Source organism: Citrobacter meridianamericanus, assembly GCF_041320245.1.
In the GTDB taxonomy this organism is placed as follows: Bacteria; Pseudomonadota; Gammaproteobacteria; order Enterobacterales; family Enterobacteriaceae; genus Citrobacter; species Citrobacter meridianamericanus.
In genome coordinates this window covers 194,152-217,856 of the sequence record NZ_CP101037.1, presented here as the reverse complement: position 1 = coordinate 217,856, position 23,705 = coordinate 194,152, and the positions used below count along the sequence as shown (strand labels likewise).

The 23,705-nt window shown below is 41.7% G+C and carries 20 protein-coding genes; 5 read left to right on the top strand and 15 right to left on the bottom strand.

Annotation, left to right across the window (positions count from 1 at the left end; all coding sequences use genetic code 11):
• Positions 1-47: 47 nt before the first annotated feature.
• From NMD08_RS27030 to NMD08_RS26965, 14 genes are all read right to left on the bottom strand, one after another.
• The gene (locus tag NMD08_RS27030; protein ID WP_001278838.1) at positions 48-1,052 is read right to left on the bottom strand and encodes a ParB family protein; all 1,005 of its coding nucleotides are present in this window, start codon (positions 1,050-1,052) and stop codon (positions 48-50) included.
• Positions 1,049-2,302, bottom strand: coding sequence for a ParA family protein (locus tag NMD08_RS27025; RefSeq protein ID WP_001050364.1), 1,254 nt, complete (start codon positions 2,300-2,302; stop codon positions 1,049-1,051). The genes NMD08_RS27030 and NMD08_RS27025 overlap by 4 nt, the downstream gene beginning before the upstream one ends.
• A 1,127-nt stretch (positions 2,303-3,429) precedes the next feature.
• Positions 3,430-3,591, bottom strand: a complete 162-nt coding sequence (locus tag NMD08_RS27020) for a hypothetical protein (RefSeq protein WP_001371949.1) — start codon at positions 3,589-3,591, stop codon at positions 3,430-3,432.
• A 2,548-nt stretch (positions 3,592-6,139) separates the two neighbouring features.
• Positions 6,140-8,821 carry a TraC family protein gene (locus tag NMD08_RS27015; protein ID WP_000387412.1) on the bottom strand — a complete coding sequence of 894 codons (2,682 nt, stop codon included), beginning with the start codon at positions 8,819-8,821 and terminating at the stop codon, positions 6,140-6,142.
• A gap of 8 nt (positions 8,822-8,829) precedes the next feature.
• Positions 8,830-9,780: an IncHI-type conjugal transfer lipoprotein TrhV gene (gene trhV / locus NMD08_RS27010; protein ID WP_001022588.1), complete on the bottom strand. Its 951-nt coding sequence runs from the start codon at positions 9,778-9,780 to the stop codon at positions 8,830-8,832.
• 9 nt (positions 9,781-9,789) lie between these two features.
• Complete coding sequence (gene htdT / locus NMD08_RS27005) at positions 9,790-10,542, bottom strand: protein-disulfide isomerase HtdT (RefSeq protein WP_182911723.1); 753 nt, start codon at positions 10,540-10,542, stop codon at positions 9,790-9,792.
• Between the two features lie 118 nt (positions 10,543-10,660).
• The gene (locus NMD08_RS27000; protein ID WP_000377632.1) at positions 10,661-11,143 is read right to left on the bottom strand and encodes a hypothetical protein; all 483 of its coding nucleotides are present in this window, start codon (positions 11,141-11,143) and stop codon (positions 10,661-10,663) included.
• A 7-nt stretch (positions 11,144-11,150) separates the two neighbouring features.
• Positions 11,151-12,506 (bottom strand): IncHI-type conjugal transfer protein TrhB, encoded by a 1,356-nt coding sequence (trhB, locus tag NMD08_RS26995; RefSeq protein ID WP_000351841.1) that lies wholly within the window; start codon positions 12,504-12,506, stop codon positions 11,151-11,153.
• Positions 12,496-12,957, bottom strand: coding sequence for a plasmid transfer protein HtdO (gene htdO, locus NMD08_RS26990; protein ID WP_000521242.1), 462 nt, complete (start codon positions 12,955-12,957; stop codon positions 12,496-12,498). The genes trhB and htdO overlap by 11 nt, the downstream gene beginning before the upstream one ends.
• Position 12,958: 1 nt before the next feature.
• Entirely contained in the window at positions 12,959-14,230 is a 1,272-nt protein-coding gene (locus NMD08_RS26985) for a type-F conjugative transfer system secretin TraK (protein ID WP_000592092.1), read from the bottom strand.
• Positions 14,230-15,018 (bottom strand): TraE/TraK family type IV conjugative transfer system protein, encoded by a 789-nt coding sequence (locus tag NMD08_RS26980; protein WP_000783153.1) that lies wholly within the window; start codon positions 15,016-15,018, stop codon positions 14,230-14,232. Before NMD08_RS26980 ends, NMD08_RS26985 begins: the two co-directional genes overlap by 1 nt.
• Positions 15,019-15,029: 11 nt before the next feature.
• Positions 15,030-15,380, bottom strand: a complete 351-nt coding sequence (locus tag NMD08_RS26975; protein WP_001447770.1) for a type IV conjugative transfer system protein TraL — start codon at positions 15,378-15,380, stop codon at positions 15,030-15,032.
• Positions 15,381-15,397: 17 nt separating this feature from the next.
• Positions 15,398-15,751 (bottom strand): hypothetical protein, encoded by a 354-nt coding sequence (locus NMD08_RS26970; RefSeq protein ID WP_000423602.1) that lies wholly within the window; start codon positions 15,749-15,751, stop codon positions 15,398-15,400.
• Between the two features lie 1,148 nt (positions 15,752-16,899).
• Positions 16,900-17,775, bottom strand: coding sequence for a RepB family plasmid replication initiator protein (locus tag NMD08_RS26965; RefSeq protein WP_000594611.1), 876 nt, complete (start codon positions 17,773-17,775; stop codon positions 16,900-16,902).
• Between the two features lie 476 nt (positions 17,776-18,251).
• Between NMD08_RS26965 and NMD08_RS26960 the strand changes: the two genes are divergently transcribed.
• From NMD08_RS26960 to NMD08_RS26945, 4 genes are all read left to right on the top strand, one after another.
• Positions 18,252-19,304, top strand: coding sequence for a hypothetical protein (locus NMD08_RS26960; RefSeq protein WP_001065778.1), 1,053 nt, complete (start codon positions 18,252-18,254; stop codon positions 19,302-19,304).
• A 19-nt stretch (positions 19,305-19,323) separates the two neighbouring features.
• Positions 19,324-19,524, top strand: coding sequence for a hypothetical protein (locus tag NMD08_RS26955; protein WP_000594930.1), 201 nt, complete (start codon positions 19,324-19,326; stop codon positions 19,522-19,524).
• Positions 19,521-20,237, top strand: coding sequence for a zinc finger-like domain-containing protein (locus NMD08_RS26950; protein WP_000838219.1), 717 nt, complete (start codon positions 19,521-19,523; stop codon positions 20,235-20,237). The genes NMD08_RS26955 and NMD08_RS26950 overlap by 4 nt, the downstream gene beginning before the upstream one ends.
• A 255-nt stretch (positions 20,238-20,492) precedes the next feature.
• Complete coding sequence (locus NMD08_RS26945) at positions 20,493-21,326, top strand: hypothetical protein (protein WP_001805246.1); 834 nt, start codon at positions 20,493-20,495, stop codon at positions 21,324-21,326.
• Positions 21,327-21,334: 8 nt separating this feature from the next.
• On the opposite strand, the gene NMD08_RS26940 is transcribed toward NMD08_RS26945, so the two are convergent.
• Positions 21,335-22,108 carry a Dam family site-specific DNA-(adenine-N6)-methyltransferase gene (locus NMD08_RS26940; RefSeq protein ID WP_012477424.1) on the bottom strand — a complete coding sequence of 258 codons (774 nt, stop codon included), beginning with the start codon at positions 22,106-22,108 and terminating at the stop codon, positions 21,335-21,337.
• 408 nt (positions 22,109-22,516) lie between these two features.
• Between NMD08_RS26940 and NMD08_RS26935 the strand changes: the two genes are divergently transcribed.
• Positions 22,517-23,680: a hypothetical protein gene (locus tag NMD08_RS26935; protein ID WP_000114860.1), complete on the top strand. Its 1,164-nt coding sequence runs from the start codon at positions 22,517-22,519 to the stop codon at positions 23,678-23,680.
• The last annotated feature ends 25 nt before the right edge of the window (positions 23,681-23,705 follow it).

Here is a 23,705-nt window from a genome sequence, read left to right as displayed (position 1 = left end):
AAAAATATAAATCATATGAACTGCATCATAAAGATGCAGTTCAATATTTATTCTGATACTTTTAATTTTTCTTTTATGAACTCCTCTAGTTCCTTAATAAAACCCGCATTTATCCTATTGAATTCAAAGCGAATTTTTCTACCAGTATTGTTTTTACTGATTCTTGCATACTTATCTTTGTTATCAAAAGTAATAAGATCACTTGTTTCCCATTTTGTGGAATAAGTTTTTTCACAAACACTTTCCACAGATTGTGTGATTTTTTCCATTACAACTTTTTGAGCAACCTGGAGATCTCCAATGTCTAAATCTTTTGTTTCCTCTTTAACATTATCTATTACTTCATCTAAAGGAAATAGATTTTTTTGCACATATTTCTGTAAACGAGACAAGCGACTATAATAGGAGTTCGGGATTCCTTCATAATCCGGGAATAAAGAGATCAATGTTTCGTCAATACGGGCCGCCTGGATTCTTTTGGCTACCGATACATGACTAATCCCAAGATATGCTGCGAGTTCTTCATTAGTAGAAAATCCTTTTTCTTCCATTTTTTTGATAAATTGAAACCCAACTTCTCTATATGAAAATTTTCGAGATGTTTGTGCTGCGGATATAATTGAATTTATATCATCTTCGGTTAGTTCATCCGGAAGAACCCACAGGGGGAGATCCTTTTCTGCCTTTATACAGCAGAAACGTCTGCGACTTCCTTCTATTAATAAATAAACCCCATCTCTTTTTACAGCGATCCCTTCGGTATCGACCCCTCTTTCTTCAATCTGCTTAAGAATATCTCTAACAGAATAATCTGTAAGGGCTTCTTGATTTCGTGGGTTCGCTGGATGGACTAAGGTCTCCTTCTCCACTCTCTGGGCTGGAACAATCACATGTTCCGCTTCAAGTCTCCGGCCCTTATGAAGAGTGAATAACTTTTTTATGCGAGGTGCTGTTTTCAAACCCGCAAGACCTGAACGGTGACCGACTTCTGTCCGCTTTGGTGCGTTTAAATATCGAGATTTATCATTCCCGATATGTTGCTCATCGCTCATGCGTTAACTCCTTGCTTAGCTGAAAAACTTTTTATTTCATTTATAAATTGCTGATATACCTGTAATACAGATTCTTCTGCGACATCAAGCTGCTTTGCGGAACAAAGTTCCTCTGATTTTTTGATATCAAGCACTGTACGCCCTTTGGAAGCAGCTGCCTTAAATGCTTCAGAATTTTTTATGTTAGCGGACATCAAAAGGTCCTGAACAGTTCTGATTAATTTATCCAAAACTATTCTTTCATATGGACTTTTGTCATCTACATTGACAGCAAGAACTTTGAACCATTTTAAATTGTCGCCCTTACTTGGTGATTGTTTAAACCTTTCACTTATTGTAAGCATGAAGTCTGTAGTAGAGGCGTAATCATATTCACGTGGTGACACTGCGACAAGAATCCCATCGGCCGCTTCGTCAGCAGCCCAGATCAAAGGTGAATCTTCAGGTGGAGTGTCTATAATAATCAAATCATAGTTCTGCTTCAGTACCGGTAAGATAACTTCCTTGAAACGTAGTAACAAAGACGTACGTTCTTCTCTAGAACATTGCCAGTATTTATCTTTAAAACGAGCATCTGTCGGAAAAGCCGTTATTACGTCCAAGTTTGGCAGATGCGTTGAAAAAGGCATATTAGTGATGATTTCTTCTTCAGAGAATCCTGAATCTAAATATTTTTTATACTCAGAATTTTCTTCATAAATTCCAAGGATTGCATCAATTGCTGTAAGGAAGACATCATCTTCTGAGACACTTTGAATCATGCTGCTTCCAATCGAACCTTGTGGGTCCCATTCGATCATTAATACACGTGCATTGAGTTGTAGATCTAAAGCAGCTGCTACTGCTAAAGCTACAGATGTAGTGCTTTTCCCTGTACCGCCTTTATGATTCTGAGTAACAATAGCTCTGCTAAAGTAATGATCGCGGTACTTGGGATAACCCAGGGCATCCATTATTTTTTGAACATCCCAGCGGGTGTAAAGATGATTTTTGTTTTGATAAATAGGTGCACCAACAAGTTCTTTTTCTTCTAAGTCCGAAAGTATTTTATTGAACGTTACTCGTGACTTCCCAAAAAAATCAGAGAGATTTTTTTTATTCAAACAGTGGTTATAGATCAGTCTATCAACACCATCAACACTATCATCAGAAACAGATACTCTTGATGAAGCCATCAGAGATTCCTTTAGAGAAATCTGCTCGCTTTTCATGCGCTGACCAACGAGGGCGATCTTTTCAAGTAAATTCATGGTTATGACCTTTTTGCACTGAAAACCGACTTTTACGCATATATGTAAACTTTACGTATAATGCGTCCATTTCCTTGTTATGCGTACAATTTTATCCTTAGTTTCAATCTTAAGCTAATGTTTGTTTACTTTTTTATGATTTTTTGTGAGCTTAACTTGCAGATGTGAGCTCAGACTCTCTAGTCCATACCTAATGCACAACCTGTTTAAACCACGATTCTTGTCTCCTTCTCTACGCTTTGAAGTTAAGAGCTCCATTAATGAATCTTCACGCCTACCCTATTTCTTGCTTAGACCCTAAAATCTATCTCACCGGTGTGCTGATATACGTTTCCTAACTGTGAACCGTTGTCGTCAGTCCAGTCTAAAGATATGAGGTGTTAATCTCTTGAGGAGGCACACTACGAATTATGGGAGCAGAGTTAGCAACCTCACCCCGAAATGAAACCCAACTTAAGGAGGCAACCCCAGTGTGGAGATTAAGGGGGTTAAATCTGCCAGCGGCTGACAGTGTCCCAGCTGCTGCTCAGTCACACCACGCCCTGATTTAATCCCCTGCCCGGTATTGTAATGACCGAAAAAACCCGTGCACTGGTGTCGGCAGACCGGCATGCATGAATATGACGTTAATCTGTATCAGCAGGCACTTTTCGCATAATGGGAGCAAGTGATAGCAACGCCGCCCAGAACGGAATGCCAACATCAGGACTGAACCCAAGTTTGGCGATTAAGGGGGTTAAATTTGCAAGCGGATGACAGTGCCCCCAGCTGCTGCTCAGTCACACCACGCTTGATTAAATCTCTCGCCAGGTCTTGTTTTGACCGAAAATAGCCCAAGCACTGATGTCGGCAGACTGGCATATAGGAATATGACGTTAATCTGTATCAGCAGGTACATTTCGCATTATGTGAGCAAGTGATAGCAACCCAGCCCGGAACTGAAGGCCAGCATGAGGACAGAACCCCAGTTTGGCGATTAAGGGGGTTAAATCTCACAGCGGCTGACAGTGCCTTCAGATGCTGCTCAGGCATACTACTCTCCCTGATATAATCTCCCATATGTTCTTGAGATCGTCGGAAATCGCCCATGCACCGGTGTCGGCAGACCGGTATGCAGTAATGTGAATTTAATCTGCATCATCAAGCACATTTCGTATTATGGAAGTAAGTGTTAGTAAACCAAAGCCCGCCCAGAACGGAAGGTCAACATCAGAACAGAATCCCAGTTTGGCGATTAAGGGTGTTAAATCTGCAAGCTGCTGACAGTGCCCCAGTTGCTGCTCAGTCACACCACGCCCTGATAGAATCTCCTGCCCGGAAATGTGATGACCGAAAAAAGCCCGTGCACTGGTGTCGGCAGACCGGCACGCAGGAATATGACGTTAATCTGTATCAGGAGGCACATTTCGCATTATGGGAGCAAGCGATAGCAACCCAAGCCCAGAACTGAAGGCCAGCATCAGGACAGAACCCCAGTATGGCGATTAAGGGGGTTAAATCCGCCAGTGGCAATAAGATCCCGAGCGGTGTTTAAGAAATATTTCCCGAAGGACAATCTTCCGCTCGTACGATGAATATAGTGTTCAACCCGGGAGAGGGATCACTTAACCTGCTTAGCCTAAATCTTACGTCATTCTCTAAACGGAGTTTAAGCTTAATGGTCCTGAGAAAGTTAAAAGGACTACCCATAATGACGGTTTGAGATGGCGAATAAGGGTTTTTTCTGCCAGCGGCTGACATTGCCCCAGCTTCTGCTCAGTCACACCACGCCTGATTAAATCTTCCGCCAGGTCTTGTTATGACCGAAAATTGTCCGTGCACTAGAGTCGTAAGACCTGCATACAGGAATGAGGCGTAAATCTTTATCAGGTGGCAAGGTTCGCATCATGGGAGCAAGGGTCTTGAACTGGAGGTTAACATCATAAAATCCCAGATTGGCGATTAAGGGTGTTAAATCTGACAGCGACTGAAAGTGCCTTCAGATGCTGCTCAGGTATATTACACCCTGAAAAAATCAAGCATCTGTGCTTGCGAATATCGGAAAAGGCCATGCACCGGTGTCGGCAGACCGGCATGGGCAATGAGACGTTAATCTGTATCAGCTGGCGCATTTCGTATCATGGGAACAAGTGTTAGCAACCCTCTCCAGGACGGAAGGACACTATCAGGACTGATCCCAGTTTGGCGATTAAGGGGGTTAAATCTGCCAGCGGCTGACAGTGCCTTCTGATGCTGCTCAGACATACTATGCACAGATATAATCACCCGTCCGTCCTTGTGATTATCGGAAAAGGCCATGCACCGGAGTCGGCAGACCGGTATGCAGTGATGTGACTTTAATCTTTATCAGCAGGCGCATTTCGTATTAAGGGAGCAAGTGTTAGCAACCCTGCCCAGGACGGAAGGACACTATCAGGACTGAACGCCAGTTTGGCGATTAAGGGGGTTAAATCTGCCAGTGGCTGACAGTGCCTTCTGATGCTGCTCAGACATACTATGCACAGATATAATCACCCGTCCGTCCTTGTGATTATCGGAAAAGGCCATGCACCGGAGTCGGCAAACCGGTATGCAGTGATGTGACTTTAATCTTTATCAGCAGGCGCATTTCGTATTAAGGGAGCCAGTGTTAGCAACCCTGCCCAGGACGGAAGGACACTATCAGGACTGAACGCCAGTTTGGCGATTAAGGGGGTTAAATCTGCAAGCGGATGACAGTGCCCCAGCTGCTGCTCAGTCACACCACGTCCTGATAAAATCTCCTGCCCGGTAATGTGATGACCGAAAAAAGCCCGTGCACTGGTGTCGGCAGACCGGCACGCAGGAATATGACGTTAATCTGTATCAGCAGGTACATCTCGCATTAGGGAGCAAGTGATAGCAACCCCGCCCAGAACTGAAGGCCAGCATGAGGACAGAACCCCAGTTTGGCGATTAAGGGGGTTAAATCCGGCAGCGTGAGTAAGTGCCCGTGCTGTGTTAAAGAAATATTCCCTAAGGACAATCTTCCGCTCGGCCTTTTGTATAAAGTTGTCACCCCGGGAGCGGGGATCACTTTACCTGCTTAGCCTAAATCTTACGTCAATCGCTATCCGGAATTTTAGCTTAATGGTCCTGAGTAAGTTAAAAGGGCTACCCATAATGACGTCCCCAGATGGTGATAAAGGAGTTAATTCCGCCTTCGGCTTACAGTGCCGCAGCTGCTGCTCAGCAACACCACGCCCTGATTAAATCTCCCGCCTGTCCTTGTGATGACCAAAAATAGTCCGTGCACTGGCGTCGTAAGACCGGCATACAGGAATGAGGCGTTAATCTTTATTAGGTGGCAGGATTCGCATCATGGGAGCAAGGGCCCTAGAACTGTAGACTAACATTAGAAAATCACAGTTTGGCGATAAAGGGGGTTAAATAAGTTAAAAGTCTTCGGTGAGCAAATTGGATAAATTTTCAGAAACCAAACCGTTAATAATAAACTTTTAGAAGAATGATTAAAGGATATTAAGTTTTGTATGCAAAATGACACCAGTGATCTGTTTTCACTAATAATGCCGCGCTACTTTGATTACCTTTGGTAAACAAAAATGTAATTTACGTGATTTTCATCTTATAATGTCAGTATTGAAGTTATAAATTTTGTTTACTTAATGCGTACACAACCTAACTGCGATTTGTATTTATGTCACTGTTTTTACACCACATTAATTATAAAACCAAAATTTGCAGCACAGTGATGAACTCATTAAGTCACAACCTCATTTGTTTACTTAAGGCATACAATAAAAAACCAGATTCTTATGAGACATCTGGTTTAATTATTTTTGCTTGAAGATATTTACTCTACGCGGCCAAACCCGCTGCTACTTCTTGAGCATAGAGAATTTCTATTGCCTCGCCATAGCTACAATTCTCGCGGCTTTGAATTTCCCATAATTTACTCCTGTCAGCACTATCCGTAGTAAAACAAAGCTCCATTTTCCGGTCTACGTATAACCGACAGATCTCTTGGAAGTTTTCGAACCTGACTAACATCTCTGAAAACACCTTTTTGACTGTACGAATATTTTTCATACGTTCATATTCTGCATCTGAAGTAGAAAAATATTTATTAGCCTTCATTGCTTCAATGCTTTCTTTTTCTTGTTTCATGATTATCTTCCAAGGCGAGTTAGCAGTCAGGGCCCGGCCAACAGAAGAAGTAAAATAATCTTCAAACGACTGTGTGATACAGATGCCAGCGCAGTTTGTTTTCCTGAACCTACGCCATGCCGCTTCGAGGAAGGAAGAGAAGAATTGGTTTGATTGATTTCCGGCACCTGATGAATTATCAGGACGAATGTACTCCCATGCTTCATCAAGGATGAACAAGCGACGACGCCCATCTTTTTTGATGAACATTGCATGCTGAGCAGCCTGAATGATAGACATTAATACAACTGTCTGAAGGTGGGGGGTGCCTTTTAGCTCCTCCAGTTCCAAAACAATAAATCTGCTGTCGAAGTTGATTGGAGGCAACGTATCGGTAAACCGGTGCCCATAAATTCCACCTTCGCACCATGCTCCGAGTTGCTCCCCAATATCCTTTATACGTTTGTCTTCATGCTTCTTGCAACGCAGAGCAAAGCCGGTTATTGAACCGGTCCGACCTGATTTTCTGGATTCTTGGTACTCTTCTGCAATAAGCTGAAGCATCACTGATTGTTGATAATCATCGATAAGGCCTTTCTCTGAAGCCATAATTTTTAGCTGATTCAAAACCATTATGGTCTGAGCAACTTTGTCTTTTTCTGCATCGTTTGAAGTTGATTCACCGGTAAATTCAGGTGCTTCGTTAAATACATCGTCGTTAACAGTGATGTCAGTTAGGAAGGCAAAGGGATTTAGGGTGAAGTCAGGGGTTTTACCGAAATCAATAAATTGACTGTTTGTATATTGTTCCGCAATCCCCTGGTAAGAACGGCCCACGTCCACAACAAATACTTGAGCACCGTCAGGATCATCATCTGGGTATTCGTTTTCTAAAAAATGCTTAAATGTTGAGCGATAATGAACGAGGTTATTAGATCGCGGTCCAGCTCCAAGATAGTTATTGATTAGATATGCTGTCCAGAATGACTTCCCTGCACCTGACGTTGCACCAATAACCATGTTATAGCTTGCAGAAGTCTTGAAAATATCAAGTCCCATGAGTTGACCTTCACGAGAAACTAAACTCAGTACTGGTCTATCTGTATTACCTTTCCAGGGCCCAAAGATCGGTGTCATATGAGCCGCTCCGGTGTTGCTCACTACTTCGGAACGGTCAAGGTCGAAAATTGTCTTTGGGTCATTGCACATTGGCAGACATGACATAAATGACGGGAAAACGATAAAGGAATCATCTGCTACTTTGACCCGGCTTTCGAGGTAAAAGGATTTGAGATCGTTAGCTGCTGTCTGCACAGAATTGGCATTACTACCCATAACAGTGAAAGTAAGATACCCTCTTAAAAGCTTTGCGCCATCCTCAAGCTCGCGAGTTACGGCCATGTAGTCATTATCCATATCCCGCAGGCGAGGGCAGAATGTGACAACTGAAGGTATACTTGCCTGTTTATTAGTGATTGCTTTGTAGCGGACGTTTTCTTTTGACAACTTGAGCGGATCGGCAAACTGAACAGTCTGAGTGATCATAAATGGGCTGAAAATTGTCTTACGTCCATGCATCCAGTTAACTACTAACTCATACATACAACCGAAATTGACGTATTCAGGAAACTTTACAACGGAAAGTTGTTTGAAGTAACGATGCTCAGATTCGTCGTCACTTTGTGTGACTGATGAGAAATGATTTTCTGTGACTGTATACTTACGGCCGGGAACGTTAACTTGTTCATTAAGCCTTTTCATAGTGTTAACGTCTATGAAACCTTCAGCCCACCGGGAGTTCTTTCCGGGGTTTACGACCTTATCTATACAATAGAGCCAGTTTTCTGCATCGACCTTAAACGGATGCAATCCAATCGTAATTAACTTACTTACAAGTTCAGAGTAAAGTGAATCGATACGCGAATGTTCCAGCTCGGTAGGAAGGGCAGACTGTAAAGGAATCGATAGCGAGATCCATACCTGAAAATCCCTCAACATAAGGTTATCATGATCAGGTTTTAAAGGCTTATGCATACTTCTGTCGTAGTAGTCCAACTGATAACCATTAAGCAGATCTGCTTTAAGCTTATCGTTCCCAGTCATACGCCCACCTCGCACAGCTGACCAAGCACTAAGCTGTAAAGTCAGGTCTGGCAATGCAGTCAGAGATATTTGACAGACAGTATCTGTAGGGAAATCCATTTTGAACATTTCAGCAAGAACATCTTGCTGATTATCAAAAACTCCAGGGGATGGATTACAGATAAACATAAACCCTAATCTGTTGCCATCAATCAAAAAATAGTGAGTCCCTGCTAATTGATCGTAAACAGGGATAAACCCACCTAATTGATGGCGATTTAAACCGCTATTGTAATTATTGATAGCTTCCATATTTGACCTTACAGTTGTCTAACAATGCCGTTCGAAGAGACAGCTTTAGTTGCTTTTTGTTGCTGCTGCATATTTTCCCGGGCCGCATCCTGTACTTCTAAAGGAACTATGCGAGCTGGGTTTGAGGTCGAATTCTTGCCAGCAATCCATGTTTGCGGTTTTACGTTGACATAAACGTAGCCGGGAAGATTAAGCGCATCGTTATCATCGGTATAAGGTGCAAAAGTAATTCTCATTACTTTCCCCTGTTGCAGAACAGCAAGTGGTTCAGGAGCCACTACAGCTTGTTTATAACCTTGCGAACGGTATTGCTGGATCTGCCCAGGGTTGAGAGTCGGGTTAACGGGCTGGCCATTGTAAAGAGAGTACATATCCTTACCAGGGCTGATATCAGAATTAGGTGCAACGTAGCGTGGGGCATTTCCAGCAGAAACCGGATAGCTTGTTTGTTTAACGACTTCCGCAGCCGGATGAACGAAAGGGTTACCAGTTGAAGAGGCAGTGCTATAACTGCTAGTCATCCTTACGTTTGAATTAACCGGTACACCAGAAATAGGCCGTGGTCCAATGGATGAAGTAGGGGCACCCATTTTTAAAGTTTTATCGTACATGACAGGTAACTGACCAACTGGCTTAATTTCGGTTTTTGAATAAGCCACAGGCTGATTTTTAAGGGTAGTAGACTGTGGATATTTGACTTCCCCTGGAGGGCTAATTTCAGTTGGATAACGGCTGTCATTGACAGCCGATTTCTCCTTTCCCGATTCCGACTCTTCCCCCGCCAGTGCAGACAGATCATCTCGATTATTAGTTAACTCCATAACTTCGCGAGGACCTTTACAGATAACGCCCTTTTCAATGCCTGGACATTCGGATTCGGAACTACCGATGGAGCACCCCGTAAGATATGAGGATGTACCTACAACCAGAGCACTGAGTACCAATCTTTTGATGTTCATAAACTAGCCTTAATTTGTCTCAAATGGATTTTTTAAGAGAGGTTCAACGCTTTGGTTCAACCAGTAGTCGAAATCTTTTGGAATGCCATTACCAGCCAAACCATCCTGTCTGACAACTGAAGGTACACCCTGCAATTTATAAATTCCTGCGAGCATCAATGACGCTACCAAAGGTTCCGCCGGACATTCTTCTGCTTCTTTTTGAGAGAGCAATCTTTTTTCAATGTCGGATTTGCTTCCCATTAGCCAACGAAGAATATCGAGGTTGTTTATTTTTCCTTTTTCTTTACTACACCAGAGCCTTCTAAGCTCTTCTTTTGGCTCACCGGGTGAGGGAACTAAAACAATATCTATCCGATACTTGTCCCGATCTGCATAGAATTTCTTAACAAGTTCCATGCAACCGTCACAATCAAGTGTTATGAAAATGGCTGCTTGTCTTTTAAGCTTTGAATTTCCCAGAGGAATGGACGCTACAGTTTCCAGAGGGAAGGGGGCCTCATCAAGACTAATAAAATAGGAATTCCTGATTTCTTCTACAGTCAGAACAGGTTTACGTTTAATTACATCAACAAGGCTTCCCCCAGTAAGGGAGTATCGGCCATCGGTCGTTACTGCCATTAGCTGCGAACGTTCGTCCTGAAAGAGGTATAGCCCACCAGAAGGAATGTATATGGCATCCTTAGGTTTATATCCTTTCATTTTTGATAACACACCCGAGATCTGACTGGGTGAAACGCCACCTTCCTTTGCCTTTGCCATTAACGCAGCAGCATCACTATTAGTTAGGACCTGCTCTGAAGCATAAGTGACCGTATTCGCCATAATGGCGAAAGCCGCCATTAAAGGGAAAAGTAACTTTTTCACTATTGGGTGCCCTCTACTTCTTTGCATTATAAGAACTTGATTGTACCGCTTCAGAGCTATCTTCAAGTTCCATATAAGTGACGATTTCAACACTATCCGGTACAGTAACGGCAAGCGTTGCATCAATAATTAAATAGCCACGGTCACGGTAGATCTTCATTAATGTTCTGAAATATTCTTCGAATTGAGATCTATCATTGTCAGCAGTACGGCCTCCGTGATGCTTGAAAAATTCCTTACGTAATTCAGGCATGTCAAGCACTGCAATCTTGTACGAAGGCTGGGATTGTTTATTGAAGTAATCGTAAACATTCATAAAGCCTTTATAACCATAAATAATGACCAATACGGCAAAGGCGAAGAAAAATAAATACTTCAATATTTTTTCAATATCAATTTCGAAAGTAATTTTTTTTGTTGTCCTTTCTCGCACCATTTTTTTAGTGATTTCAGGTCCAGCTGATTCAGGCGATTCTTTTTTTTCTAAACTATCCATTTAAACCTCAGCGACTGGTCAGATTCGTTGGAATTGTAGTTCCGGTCTGAACGACAAATGTAATAGCTCGGCCAGGGCTAATTTCTACGATTGGCCACTGTTGTTCTGCAATTGCGGTGTAGTAATCGACGAGTCGATTAAGACCACCTTGAGCTGCACCAGCCCCGGCTAATGCCCCAAGTGCACCAAAATTAGGGGACTGATACTGAGCCTGTGAATTAGGGTCGATGTTAAGTGAAGATACCTTACTGGGACTTAAGCTACCGGCAAGTGAAGAAAGTCCACCGGCAAATGCAGCTCCTGCAATTGCGTTACCATTTCGGCTGATAAGCGTGCCTCGGATCCCATTTTTTCCGTCATTTTCACTTACAGCATATGCTTCCAGTTTTACGTCAAAAGCTTTCCCTTTTGAATTAACACAAGAGATAGAAGTGGCACGTATGTAAGCACGCTGTGACGCCAGATCACCAACAGCTGAACCCAGAAGGTTACAGTCACGCAAATCCATGGTGAAATTATTGGGCATGATGACATCTTTTTTAATACGCATCGTTACTGGCATTGGTTCTGATTTGGAAGAAAGGCTTGTAGGCGCTTCAAGCCCGGTAATCAGAACACCAGTGATAATAGATGTTGCCGGAAGAAACATTTCATCTTTTCGGGCAGCATGCCGCGCTTTGCTATCAACTGGCGCAGTACCATCACCTCGTACAGTCCGAGTTGGCGCTTTATCTCCTGCAATGACCTCTCTGCCTTCCTTGATTCTGTTTTCAGACACGGGCATAACCTGAATGACACCATCGGTACCATTAGTCTTAATGGAACTTTGTGTGATTGTTCTCATTGGGCTATTACGCGTAGGTGTGATAGAAGCGTAATTAGGGTTTACGCCATTAATCGGCGCATTAGCATTAAGCTGATAAGGAGCTGCCGGTGCCTGCTCATTAATCGTTTTACGCGAACTACCAGCATCCAAGTTACGATTGCCGTTTCGATTTGTCTGCATATCATTAATTTGCTGAGACAGCTGCTGAAGTTGAGAAGTTAAACTTGCAACTTGGGCTTTAGTTTCCTGTTGGGCTTTTTCTGCTTTTTCGCGGTCCTCTTTCGCCGCATTTTGGTCAAGTCGGTTTTGCTTAACCATTTCTTTATATACTTTCTGGCTTTCTTCATTACTCAATTTGTTCATTTGCGAATCATCTAACAACAAATTGGTCTGCATGTCTTTTTTCTGTGTTTTCTTTTCTTTCTTAACTGGTGTGGAAAAAATAGACTGGCTAATAATATAAACAATCACTACCAGCAGAGCGCCAATAACAGAAAGTCTGACGGTCTTATTTTCCCAGGCCTTTTTAATGTCCATGATTAGCTCCACTTGTAGGTTTCTGGAATCGTTTAATTTTTAGATTTCGTTCGCTGTCAGACATCTGAGGAACGATATAGGGTTCACCTGCTCTGGCCCAGTTTTCACGAACAGATGGATGATTCATTTCAGCTTTATCTATCTGGCTCGTTCTAGATATTTCATGTTTGTAATTAGGTTCCAAAACGTTACTTTTGTGATAGTCAAAAGCATTCTCCTCATTAATATTGCCCTCTCCTACAAATTTATCAATAAGAGTTGGATCGTTCATTATTACTGTCTGAACGGGAAAAGCGTTACTGCCATCTTCGATACTAATGGGTGCGTCCGGAACGATTAATACACTCCTTTTTGGTATATATTCTGACCTGTAGTAAAAGCTGGTTAAAGCAAATACGACAAAACCAATCACGGTGGCCCCAAGCAGAGCAGGCAAAGTAACTTTTCCCATATTATTTTCTGATTAGACTTGGTCTGGTTGTAACCCGGGCCTCGCGTTCCTTGAACAATTTATCCCGGACTATGTAAAGCTCTGTTTCTTCTCCCGGTTGCAGGTATGCTTTATCAAATAAAGCACTTGCAATAACGCCTTCTGCCATACACTGCTGATCAGCAACGATTTGACCGTATGGTTTATCGTTTTTCACAAGAATTACATCAATAAGTTCACGTGAGCCAACCAGTCTCTGACCGAGCTTTGCATACATATTAAAGTTACATGGTGACTGCTCTGGCGCAGGAATACGAGAAAGTCGGTCCTGTTGTAAACTGAATCCTGAAGGGACCTCACCAAGAGCCACAGGAGTCAATAAATCAATGATTCTTTGTTTATGATCGTCTTGTTTTGGATCCGTTGGAGCCAGTTCTTCTGACTGGGAGCGGGCCAACATTTCCTCATAGTTTTGCTTATCCAATGAGGTTTCACGTTTGGCTTGCATAGATGGGCTTAAAGATGTAGTAACTGAAATCATCGCACCGGGAACATCAAGCGGTACCAGGGTCAGGTTATAGGTCGATTCAGGTACCTGATCTTCAGACAACATAATCCCGATTGGTTTATCGGTATTAGTTGAAATAAAGACATCGCCACCATTAACAAATATGCTTGCCTCTTCAGCAGGGGTAGAAGTACTGACAGAAGCATTCTTGAAGCTGGTCGATATTCTGTTTTGAAGTCCTCGTGAAACTGGCAGTACCACATTCCCACCAGGCGGCACATTTACACGCTGAACTTCTTTATATCGGTTACGAGCTTCGACATAAAGTTCATCGGCTTTTGACGTGGCGGTCGCATTGGTTGCATTCTGCTGGGAAGAGGTACCTGTTGGTCTCCCATAGCTATCAATTGCACCAGATCGGGTCTGTGCGTCAAATCCGGGGAGACTAGGATTATTTGATAATGCTCCAGTAATAGCGCTTACCGCAGGCGAAGCATTGCTGGCTGGGGAAAGTTGCACGGTAGGGAGATCAGTTGTAGGTTTTTGTCCCTGCGCATTACCGGCTTCACTAAGGTTTGTTTGTGCACCTGACTGTTCAGAACCAGCTTGACCCGGAATAATGGCTTTTGCAGCTCCATTCTGAAATCCGTCAGCACCAACTGGCATTACAACCGGGTTATTAATTGTTGCTGGCAATTGGTATTCTTCAGCGATTACGCAGTTCGAAGTCGTGAGCATGATCAATGCTGTAATTGCGTTGAAGCCTAAGCCCTTTTTTTTAATCATCACTTGTTACCTGTAGACGGTGGCGGATTATCCAGCGTTGCCAGTTGCTCTTTGCCGTTTATCGTAATTTTTTTAATATTCGGTGTTCCGGAATATTGATTTACATATGCAATTCTTGGGCGACCATTTTTCATCCCGAGAACCCATTCATAAGTCCATTTCGATGATTCAGTTTTGTCCGGAACATTTACAAGTCGAGTCGTTTTGGTACCCCAGACATAGACCATGTCATTTTTTGGATCAAAGTAAATATCATTAGGCTTAAAGGTCTGCTCAACACCACGAGCCTGCATGATATTTATCTGCTCCTGTAAAGACTCACTCGTTTTAGCCTGTAGTTCAGGTGAAAGGGCATCGAGGACATAGGCCGTCACAAAGGAAATATTAGTTGGATTAATATTCCCTAAAAGGGTACTAAAAAAGAGAGCCCATTGTGTTTTATAAGATTCCGATGCTTTGTTACCAACAACCGTGATCTCTTCATTCATGTTTGGAGGGGTAACAATCGTCACTGGGTCAGTGAAAAAAAGAATCTTTGCAACCAATAACCCAATGACGGCTATTGAAACAGTATTAATGCGGATAAGTTTTGTATCACGATTAATCAGGGCGCTGTATGTAATTCCAGCACCTGACGCTTCAGCTTGTGGGCTAAATCGTTTTTTAATGTCCAAAAAACGTCCCTTAGCACTTTCATCTTTCTTTACGTATGACTGTTCAAGATCACCGTTTTCATCCTTTTTAGATTTTTTGAAAAAAGGGATGTTAATGCCACTTAGCATTTTCATTCATAGCTCCATCAAGAATACAAATCTCTGATAAATGGATCGTTGAAATAACGGCTACTAAAAACTGCTTTACCTGGCAAAAAACCGAGCCACCAGAGTTTGTGTTTTAGCAATCCTCTTATTCCTGACTCAGCTGCTTTGTTATACGCAATCCAATACACAACCGCTGCTACAACAGAAAACCCGAAGCATTCGAAGATATTCCCAAATGCAACCAGAATGAATGCAAGCCCTAATTTTTTGGCATCCCAAAACAAAATCAGTAGAGGCATGTTGATCCTGAAAGGGAATCTATAGGTATGCTGAGGAACGTCGTTCTGCTTACTCATTAAAAATCCAGAGAGGGGGATGAACCCCCTCATGCATGATTAACAATAAATTACAGCGGTACGCCAGCATCCATAAAGGTGCTGATAATTTTCTCGCCGTTGGCCATTACCAGCATCATGAATAATGAAACCAGTGCCAGGCCCGGGTTAGGCTTAAGGACAGAGAAATATACGCTTGAGATCAACATCGCGGCTGCCAGAATTTTGCCCGGAGCTCCAGTCATACTTTCACTCATGTATGACCAAATATCTCCCAGTGCCCCATCATCTGAACCCGCATATGCCAGACCGCAAAAAAGCACGGTCAGCAGAACAAACAAAATCACTTTTGCGCTTTTTGTTTTAAAAAGTGCAGCCGTGTTAGATTTCTTTTCACTAAGGCCAATATTTAAAGAAAGTTCCATAATTACTCCGTGTAGATTTGAGTTCACGTAAACGCGAATGAATAATACTTTTTTATTCCGATCCTTCCGTTCGCATAAACCCCCTTTTTTTAACGTTTAGCGATTGGTGAATTTTTAAGCAAAGGGCCTAAAGCATAATCTTTGAAAGGTACCAGTGAACGCTTAGTAAAAGTTTGAAAGAGGGGAGGGGGTAAGATTACGTTAAGCTCAATCCTGAAGCTGATGAGACTCCTCAAGCATAAAAGTCACTTTTGATGGTTTGAAAAGCTCTAACTAGATATCGGGCAGGTAACTAAGCTTCATATCTAATCTTTTTTGTTCCCTTATTATCTATCTCTTGATTCTGAGAAGGCCGCATATCACTGTGCTCCCTGGTTCGGCAACTATCAGTTGGAGAAACTACATACAATCCTCGGGCCGGTGCGTCATTCATCTAAATGCCTTTTACACCTCTGGGCGTGAGTGGGACTTTGTCTTGTCCATACGAACATCATTCATTCGAATGCTTTTGGCCAATGCTATTTAAGCAAATGCTTTCTGGCTGAGTCCTTTTGCGAATGAGTCTTTGATATAACTGCATGAATTTTGGGTTGTTTGGTGTACTAACAAAACAAAGGCATTTCTTTGAATGCCATTGGAGTTGTGATGCTTCTGATATTTTTTTGATCTCATATCAAGCACATAGTCCTTCTGATGCCCAATGTCATAGATGTCTTGGACCATTCTCGCTCTTAACAAAGCTGAACTGTGTGTCATTCGACCTAATGCCATTCACCAAAATGCCTTTTTATACCACTGCATAGCTATGCTCGGGATACAGTGGCAAACAAAAGCATTTCAATGAATGAATTTTTGGGATACCGACATCAAAAGCATTTGTATGAATGTAAGAGGCGTAATCCACAAAAGGCATTCACGTGAATAGAGTGCGCACGAAACCATCTTGCTCAACGGCATTTAATGAATGGGCTAGCATGTACGCTTGAGTCAGAAAGGCATACAGATGAATAGTCAGGAGTTCGTTTGAAAAGTTACTTTTTTGCACATTAAGCCGAGATGTAAGACCAGTAGTAAAAGAAGCACTAAGCATAGCACTGATAAATAACTTATTTTTCAGCAGGTTATAACCAGTGCATACCAGATAGCTTTCAACCTTGTTTGGCAAGGGCCAGCTTAGGGCTTCTTTTGAAGATCTGAAATTGTATGTCGCGACCTTTCTTAACTTCTTGATAATCGAGATATCCGATAGATTCAAGTTCCCGCATTGCTTTACGAATTATCTGGTTTTGCGTACGAATAGGGGTTGTAAGAAGCAACCTTTCCCTCAACCGTTTCATATTAACGAACAACGTACCAGCTGGCATTGCTTCAAAATAAATATAGAGAGATTGCGCAGCTTCTTTTTTAGCCAAAATGTATAGAACCTGAAGGCTTAACAATGTCTTATGGTCGTAACGATACAGTTCCCACATAGAAGGATCCCCAACCAGCTCAACAGTATCGCTTTTTGGATCAATCATAGCCTTCTGCACCAGATGCGTTACTGTGAACCGACCACTACGAGAGTCTGAGAAGGCAAGCACTACCGATGCAAGGTTCATTAATGACTCTTTAAAGCGCGCACGAGTTCGTTTGTTGATGTTTGTTGAACTGATACCACACATCTTCGCAAACTCGTTAAAAGTCAGGCTAATCTTCTCGGAAGTAAAACCATATTTACTGAAAGCCATGATGATCCCGAGCCAGCACTTAAAGTCGGTAGACATAGATAGTTTGACACCAGTTATCTTGATGTCGTCATAACCCTCCGATCTTGCAATTTCCATACACGAAAGCTCATCAGAGGCATCAACTTCAAAGTTTCGGTCGCGGTTTTCTTTTGTGCCGACAGGGGTAAATACACTCAATCTCAGCAGGGCCACGGGCTGAACCGACTTGGACGAGTTAGGCGTCAGTTGATAAGTCTTACCTGATTCATTACTGGTTACGTCAAAAGGATGGATTAACTCGTTGTTTTTAATCATTAACTTAACTCGTCGGTGATAAGATTTTCATTTGGCAAACTGTTTATAACATATTCTTGCAAATGCTTTTTACGCATTTACCTAAATGCCATAAGCATTCCAGTAAATGCCTTCCTTATTCATTCAAATGCTTTTCGCATGCATCCGAATGCCGGATCCTTTCATAAAGTTACTATAATCAATGAGTTAAAGATGCCGTGATCTTTACTTGAACTCTATTGATCTTTAGTGATCTAAAGAATTGATCTAACCTGTTGAAAACAATGATAAGTCCATATAAAACAAGGAATAGCGCTCCTTTATCAATATCTACAGATCGCAAACGGAAATGAAAGTGGGTTTACTATCATTGTTTTATTCAAGACAGTTTTTATTTTAATTTTATTAAGCAAATTTTTTGAGTTTACCTTTTAGATGTATCAGCCCTATTTGGCAAATTTGAGGTTCATGTATCATGTAGTAAACAGGAGGAAGATATGAACAACAGCAAACATACAGTCATTGAAGTGGATACTAATCTAGTTGAAATTGAAAAGGGATTTAATCCCCGAGAGGCGGTAATCGGAGATTTGTGTTACGAACAAGAACCTGTCAAATCGATGATTGTGTCAATCAAACAAGCCTTTAAGGAAGGAAGGCAGGTTGATATGATCAAGGTCGTAAAAAGAAAAGGTAAATATTTAGTTCGTCAAGGTCATACTCGTTTTCATGGCTTAAAATTAGCAATTTCTGAAGGTGCTAATATTCCAAAATTATCTGTTATCTTAATCGATTATAAAAACGAAATTGAAGAATACCTTGAGAACCTCGATGGTAACAGAAGCAATGGGCTAAATCCGGTTGGGCAAGCTCATGCATTAGCTCATGCTGTTAGTCTCGGGTATTCGGTTGAAGAACTAGCAATGCGATATCAACGATCAACTACCGCAATTCGTAATATGCTAAAAATCCTTGATATGCCATTAGAGCTTCAACGTTTGATTAGCCTAAATCTAATCAAAAAAACGCTCGCCATTGAAATAATGTTAAAATATTCCAACGATCACAAAATGGTTTTAAAACATATAGAAGGTTTCTTACCTGGCGTTAAGAATATTGAGACTACAACGAGCAAAATTGTAGGCATACCTGAACACAATGCAGCTGGAGCAGGACCAGACACCTTAAATAAAGGCGGACCAGAAAAGAAAAATTCGGCAGTCACACGTAAGACTTTGGGTATTAAGCGCCTCTCGCATAAGAAAACAGAACGGCTAAAATCTGAATTTCTTGAGCTTGTGGAAAGTACACATACGGAATCTATAACGAATACTCAAACAGAACTAAAATTTGGTAGAGATAGTGCACACTTGTTCAAAAATGTTGATAGTAAAAATGTAATATTTTCTGATGATGGTGTTCAAATAATCTTGAATGATGAAAAGCTAAATATTTTATTGTCTTTACTTAACGACGAAAATACAGCAATCATTCTTTCTAAACCAAAATTAGAAGAGCTTCTGGAAATTCGAGATCTCCTTAAGGAATAAAAAACCGAGGATTAGTTGAGTGATTAAACCTATAAAGCTGACTCTTATCGATAATTATAATGATTTGCTTCTAACTCATGAAGTCCTTAAACGCAACATGGAAGAGTTAGAACACGGTAAACGTTTTGACCAATTTCCTGAAGGGCATGACCACTATGAAAAAACTGTGAAAGAAGCTGTAGCAATCGTAGAGGCACGTTTGGAGGTGTTTCGAAAATGAAATCTCTTTTCTTTACTCTTGATGGTCATATGGTACCAGCCTCAGTGAATGTATCCCTTAACGGAGATGGAAATTATTATGCACCTATCGAAAGAGAATGTAACGAATGTGCGGGCACAGGCCACAAAGGGGCTGATGTATGTGAAAAGTGTCATGGGGTGCAAACAGTTGGACCCATTATTGAAAAATTAGTGGTACTAGAGCCAATTACCTTTCTCGATAACATTCCGGAACTGCGTGTTAACCCAACACTCGAAGCATGGAAATCCAGAAACCACGTACTTATTGAGAAAGCAAAAAAGGCTAACACTAAGTTTTCTAATAGTATATTGGCGCAACTAGACAATAACCGTTTTTTGACAGAACGCCAGCTGGATTGTTTCTTTACAACCTTTGATGTGATGTTGTCTGAAACTCCGGAAAATGAACAAGAAATTTTAAAACATAGCTACAATATCGGCCAGGTCATAAGCATTGAACTAACATTTACTGAAGTCAGGGCCGCGTACGCAAAAAGTAAAGGGAGTTATTTTTTTACATTTACTGGTAAAGTTAGAAATGACGGGATCGCTTTAACGGCCGATAAACAGGATCACATTTTATTGGGTGAACGTTATCATTTGACTGGAAAAGTCAGAAAATTCTATGATTTTGATTCGAAAAATTATGCTGCAATAACAGTTTTTAAGTTAAGTAAACTCCAAGACAGTTAAATGTTTTACTGCTTAAATATAGAGCCAAGACTTAAACTGTCGTTAGGACTCACTCACGTAATATTGTTGCTTACGCAATGGGTTTTATCCCTCATAAAGATCTGCGAGTATAAATCTTTTACATTTAAATTCCCCTCTATCACAACCTTTTCAATAGTAAAAAAATGATAATCTTATTAATTATAATTTTTAATTTTTTGTATACCAATACCATACAGTTAAGGCTAAAAGGTGATGATGGAGATGGACTTTAAAATGCACAATGATCTGGGTCTCGGTTTCATTTGTAAAAATGCAAGAACATCGTCAAAGCCAACGTTAAGAAAAGTTACTTTTCCGGTAAGCGCATATGAAACGTCTAAGCTTTCTTTAACCGGTTTTCAATGCCCCACAGCCTGCCGATTTCCTTTTTTTGTGCTATGCATGATAATCCATAACCATCTTTCGTCTGCATGCCCTATCAACCAAAATGAATGTTCAAATCATATATCGCAATTTTCTATCGACATTAAAGTACAAGATTGGCTTAGCCGTTCAAGAGTAGCGTTTATTGATTTCCATAATCTAAGAAATACAGATAAAACCACATTAATAACAGTGGAACATCTTGAAGCTTTACTTACTGTTATGTCAACTACTCTTGTCGCTTACGCTCCATATTCAAAAAAGAGACTTAACTTTAGCTTTCTAAATTCATTTACTTTGTCTAAAACTTCTCAAAGTTACACATTAACTTTCCCGGTAGTTCTCAGTCCGCTTTTAGATGCTCTTGGCGGTTTCATTCAGGAATGCATAACCGAAAAATTGTTAAAACGACGAAATTCGAATTTCATGGTTTACGAGTATCTTAAACGTTCAGGCCAGAGCTCTCATAAAGTGGAGGACATTAATAACGACTTACAGCTTAAAACTCTAAATATAAGACTTATGAGCGTCCTTACTGGGCTTTCTCAGCAAGGACTCATTTCATTTATTTGCGAAGGAAAGAGGGGCGACCGGAGAATAGAAGAGCTTCAGTTTATACCTTATGTTCAACGAACTCACCCTGAGGTATTAACTTTTCAGGAATGGATTAGCCCCGTTGATTAGAATTAACTCTATTTCAGCACGGCCAGTATTTCTGTTTCCGTTTTCCGTGTATTTGGCTTACTTCCTACGGATCGGTAAGCGCTGAGTCTGTGTATGACGAATCCACGCTCTTCATAGAGGCCCAAAGTGAATGGTGTCAGGCTATTTGATATCGCAACAGCAGCGCCTTTTCTGTGAGCGTCAACGAGCATATTTGCTAACAGCACGTGGTCGCTTTGGCTGAACGGTTTACCATCGTAACTGACAAAACTAGTTTTGCTTGTTTTGTCATATGGCGGATCACAATAAATCTGATCTCCTTCGCCGGTTGCGGCCAGAGTCTCCTCAAAACCAGCGGTGATCAGTTCAATACCTGAAAGACGAAATGAAAGGTAGTCTATTTTATTGAAGTCAAGCTTCAGTTCTGTATGTTTCCCCCAGGGCACTGAATAGATTCTTTCTGAGTTATAGCGGCACATACCGTTATAGCCCAGGCGATTCAGGGAGTAAAACAAAGCCGCTCTTTGAAGCGGTTGACCAGAAATACAGGTTTTGTTGAAACGGTCCCTCATCTCATAGTAGTCCTTTTCGACAAAGGTTTTATCCGCTAGGTTTTGGACCTGATTTATAAAGTTAGTTTTCTGTCTTTGAATAGTCCTGTATAGGTTGATCAAGTCTGGATTGCTATCTGCAAGCAATGCATTTTGTGCAAACATGTTCAGAAAAACGGCACCACCGCCTATAAAGGGTTCTACCCACCGGCAACTATGATCGTGTGGGTAGTGATGGCTGATGAAAGGCATCAGTTTCGTTTTTCCACCAGCCCATTTGATTATCGGCATGTGTCTGAGATGTCGAGTCAAAGTGTCTATACCTGAGAGAGAAATTTAGGTGCTGGTATCGTACCTAACCACGGGCTTTAACTAATAACTTAGGGAGCAAAAAAAAGTTGTTTAAGACGCACAGTTTTGACTTTCAGCATTGCGGATTTATAAGATTTTTCCTCACTGATACCTGAACTTTATGTTTTGGATTTATGTCTTTGTTTATGAAGCGATTTTGATGCCATCACAAGAAATGGGGAGCCCTCTTTTTTTGTGAAAAATCAGAATAGGCTCAAAAAGTACCTTTTTTGCGAAAAATTATGGATTTTTTTTTCGGTAGTATCCCCGCTACGCAGAAAGTAAGCAGAAAAATGTAACGGAGCCCCTATGAGTGTTTTACTGACAGAACCTACACAGCAAGCTAATGACAAGGTCTTTAAAACGGCCCATGTTGCCTTTTCAGTAGTTACTGGCACAGGTCGTTACGTCACTGGGCTTAAACAGTTCCGTGATGCAAACCCTGAACTTTGTACTGAAGTAAGTGACCAGAAAGCATGGGCTATCCACCCTTCAGTAATTCAGGTCACGCCAGGCTTCAACTCCCGCGAAATGGGAATGGGTGACGATTACTATAAGCTCCCTGAGGTTGAAGAACACATCTACAACATCAAGAATGCCTACATTCGAGGTGACTATGTAGACCCTATCCGAGTACGTGTCATTGATGGGGTACCTTTTGTTCGCCAGGGGCACTGCCGTTTAAAAGCCGCAATGATGGCATGTGATGAAGATCATGACATCACAATCCTTTGCGTTGAGATTAAAGAAGATGAAATTGGCTGTGAGCTCGCGACCATTGATGGTAACCGTGGTCTTGCGCTTTCTCCTGTTGCGCTTGGCGAGTCCTATCGTCGCCTACATTCTCTTGCTGGCTGGTCACTCGAACGAATTGCTCAACGTGAAAATAAAAGCCCGACGACCATCAGTTCTCTTATCCGCCTGACAACCTGTTCTGTTGTTATCAAGAAATGGATTCATGCTGACGCTATTTCGTATGTTAACGTGCTTTCACTGATCGATGAGCTCGGTGAAACAGAAGCAATTTCACGTATCAAGAAGATGATCGCGGAACTTGAGCAGGCCGATGCGAATGGCATCACGGTGAAAAAAACCCAACATGGTCAGGTACGAGTCAGACCTTCAGACTTCAAGCCAGCACGGATTCCGCCGGTTATTGCCACAAAAGCCGTAGAAGGCGTCAAACTCATCACCACCAGCTTATTACAGAAACTGGGGGATATTGAATTGCCGGAGATGACAGATTCAAGTGCTGACGAAGAAATCAACATTACGTTGAACCGCAGTACTCTGGAGATGCTGAGAAATCTTTCAAAAGAGATCACAGAATCAGAGAACAAGCAGCTTCGCCGTGCGGAGAATCGTCAGGCAAAACTTAATGGTGAGAAGCCAAAATACCCACGTAAAAAAAATGCTAAGAAGGCAGGGGAAGAGACCGATCAGGATACTGACCCACAGCCGGACGCAGAATAATTTACTTTTGGCAAAGTGTTGGTTT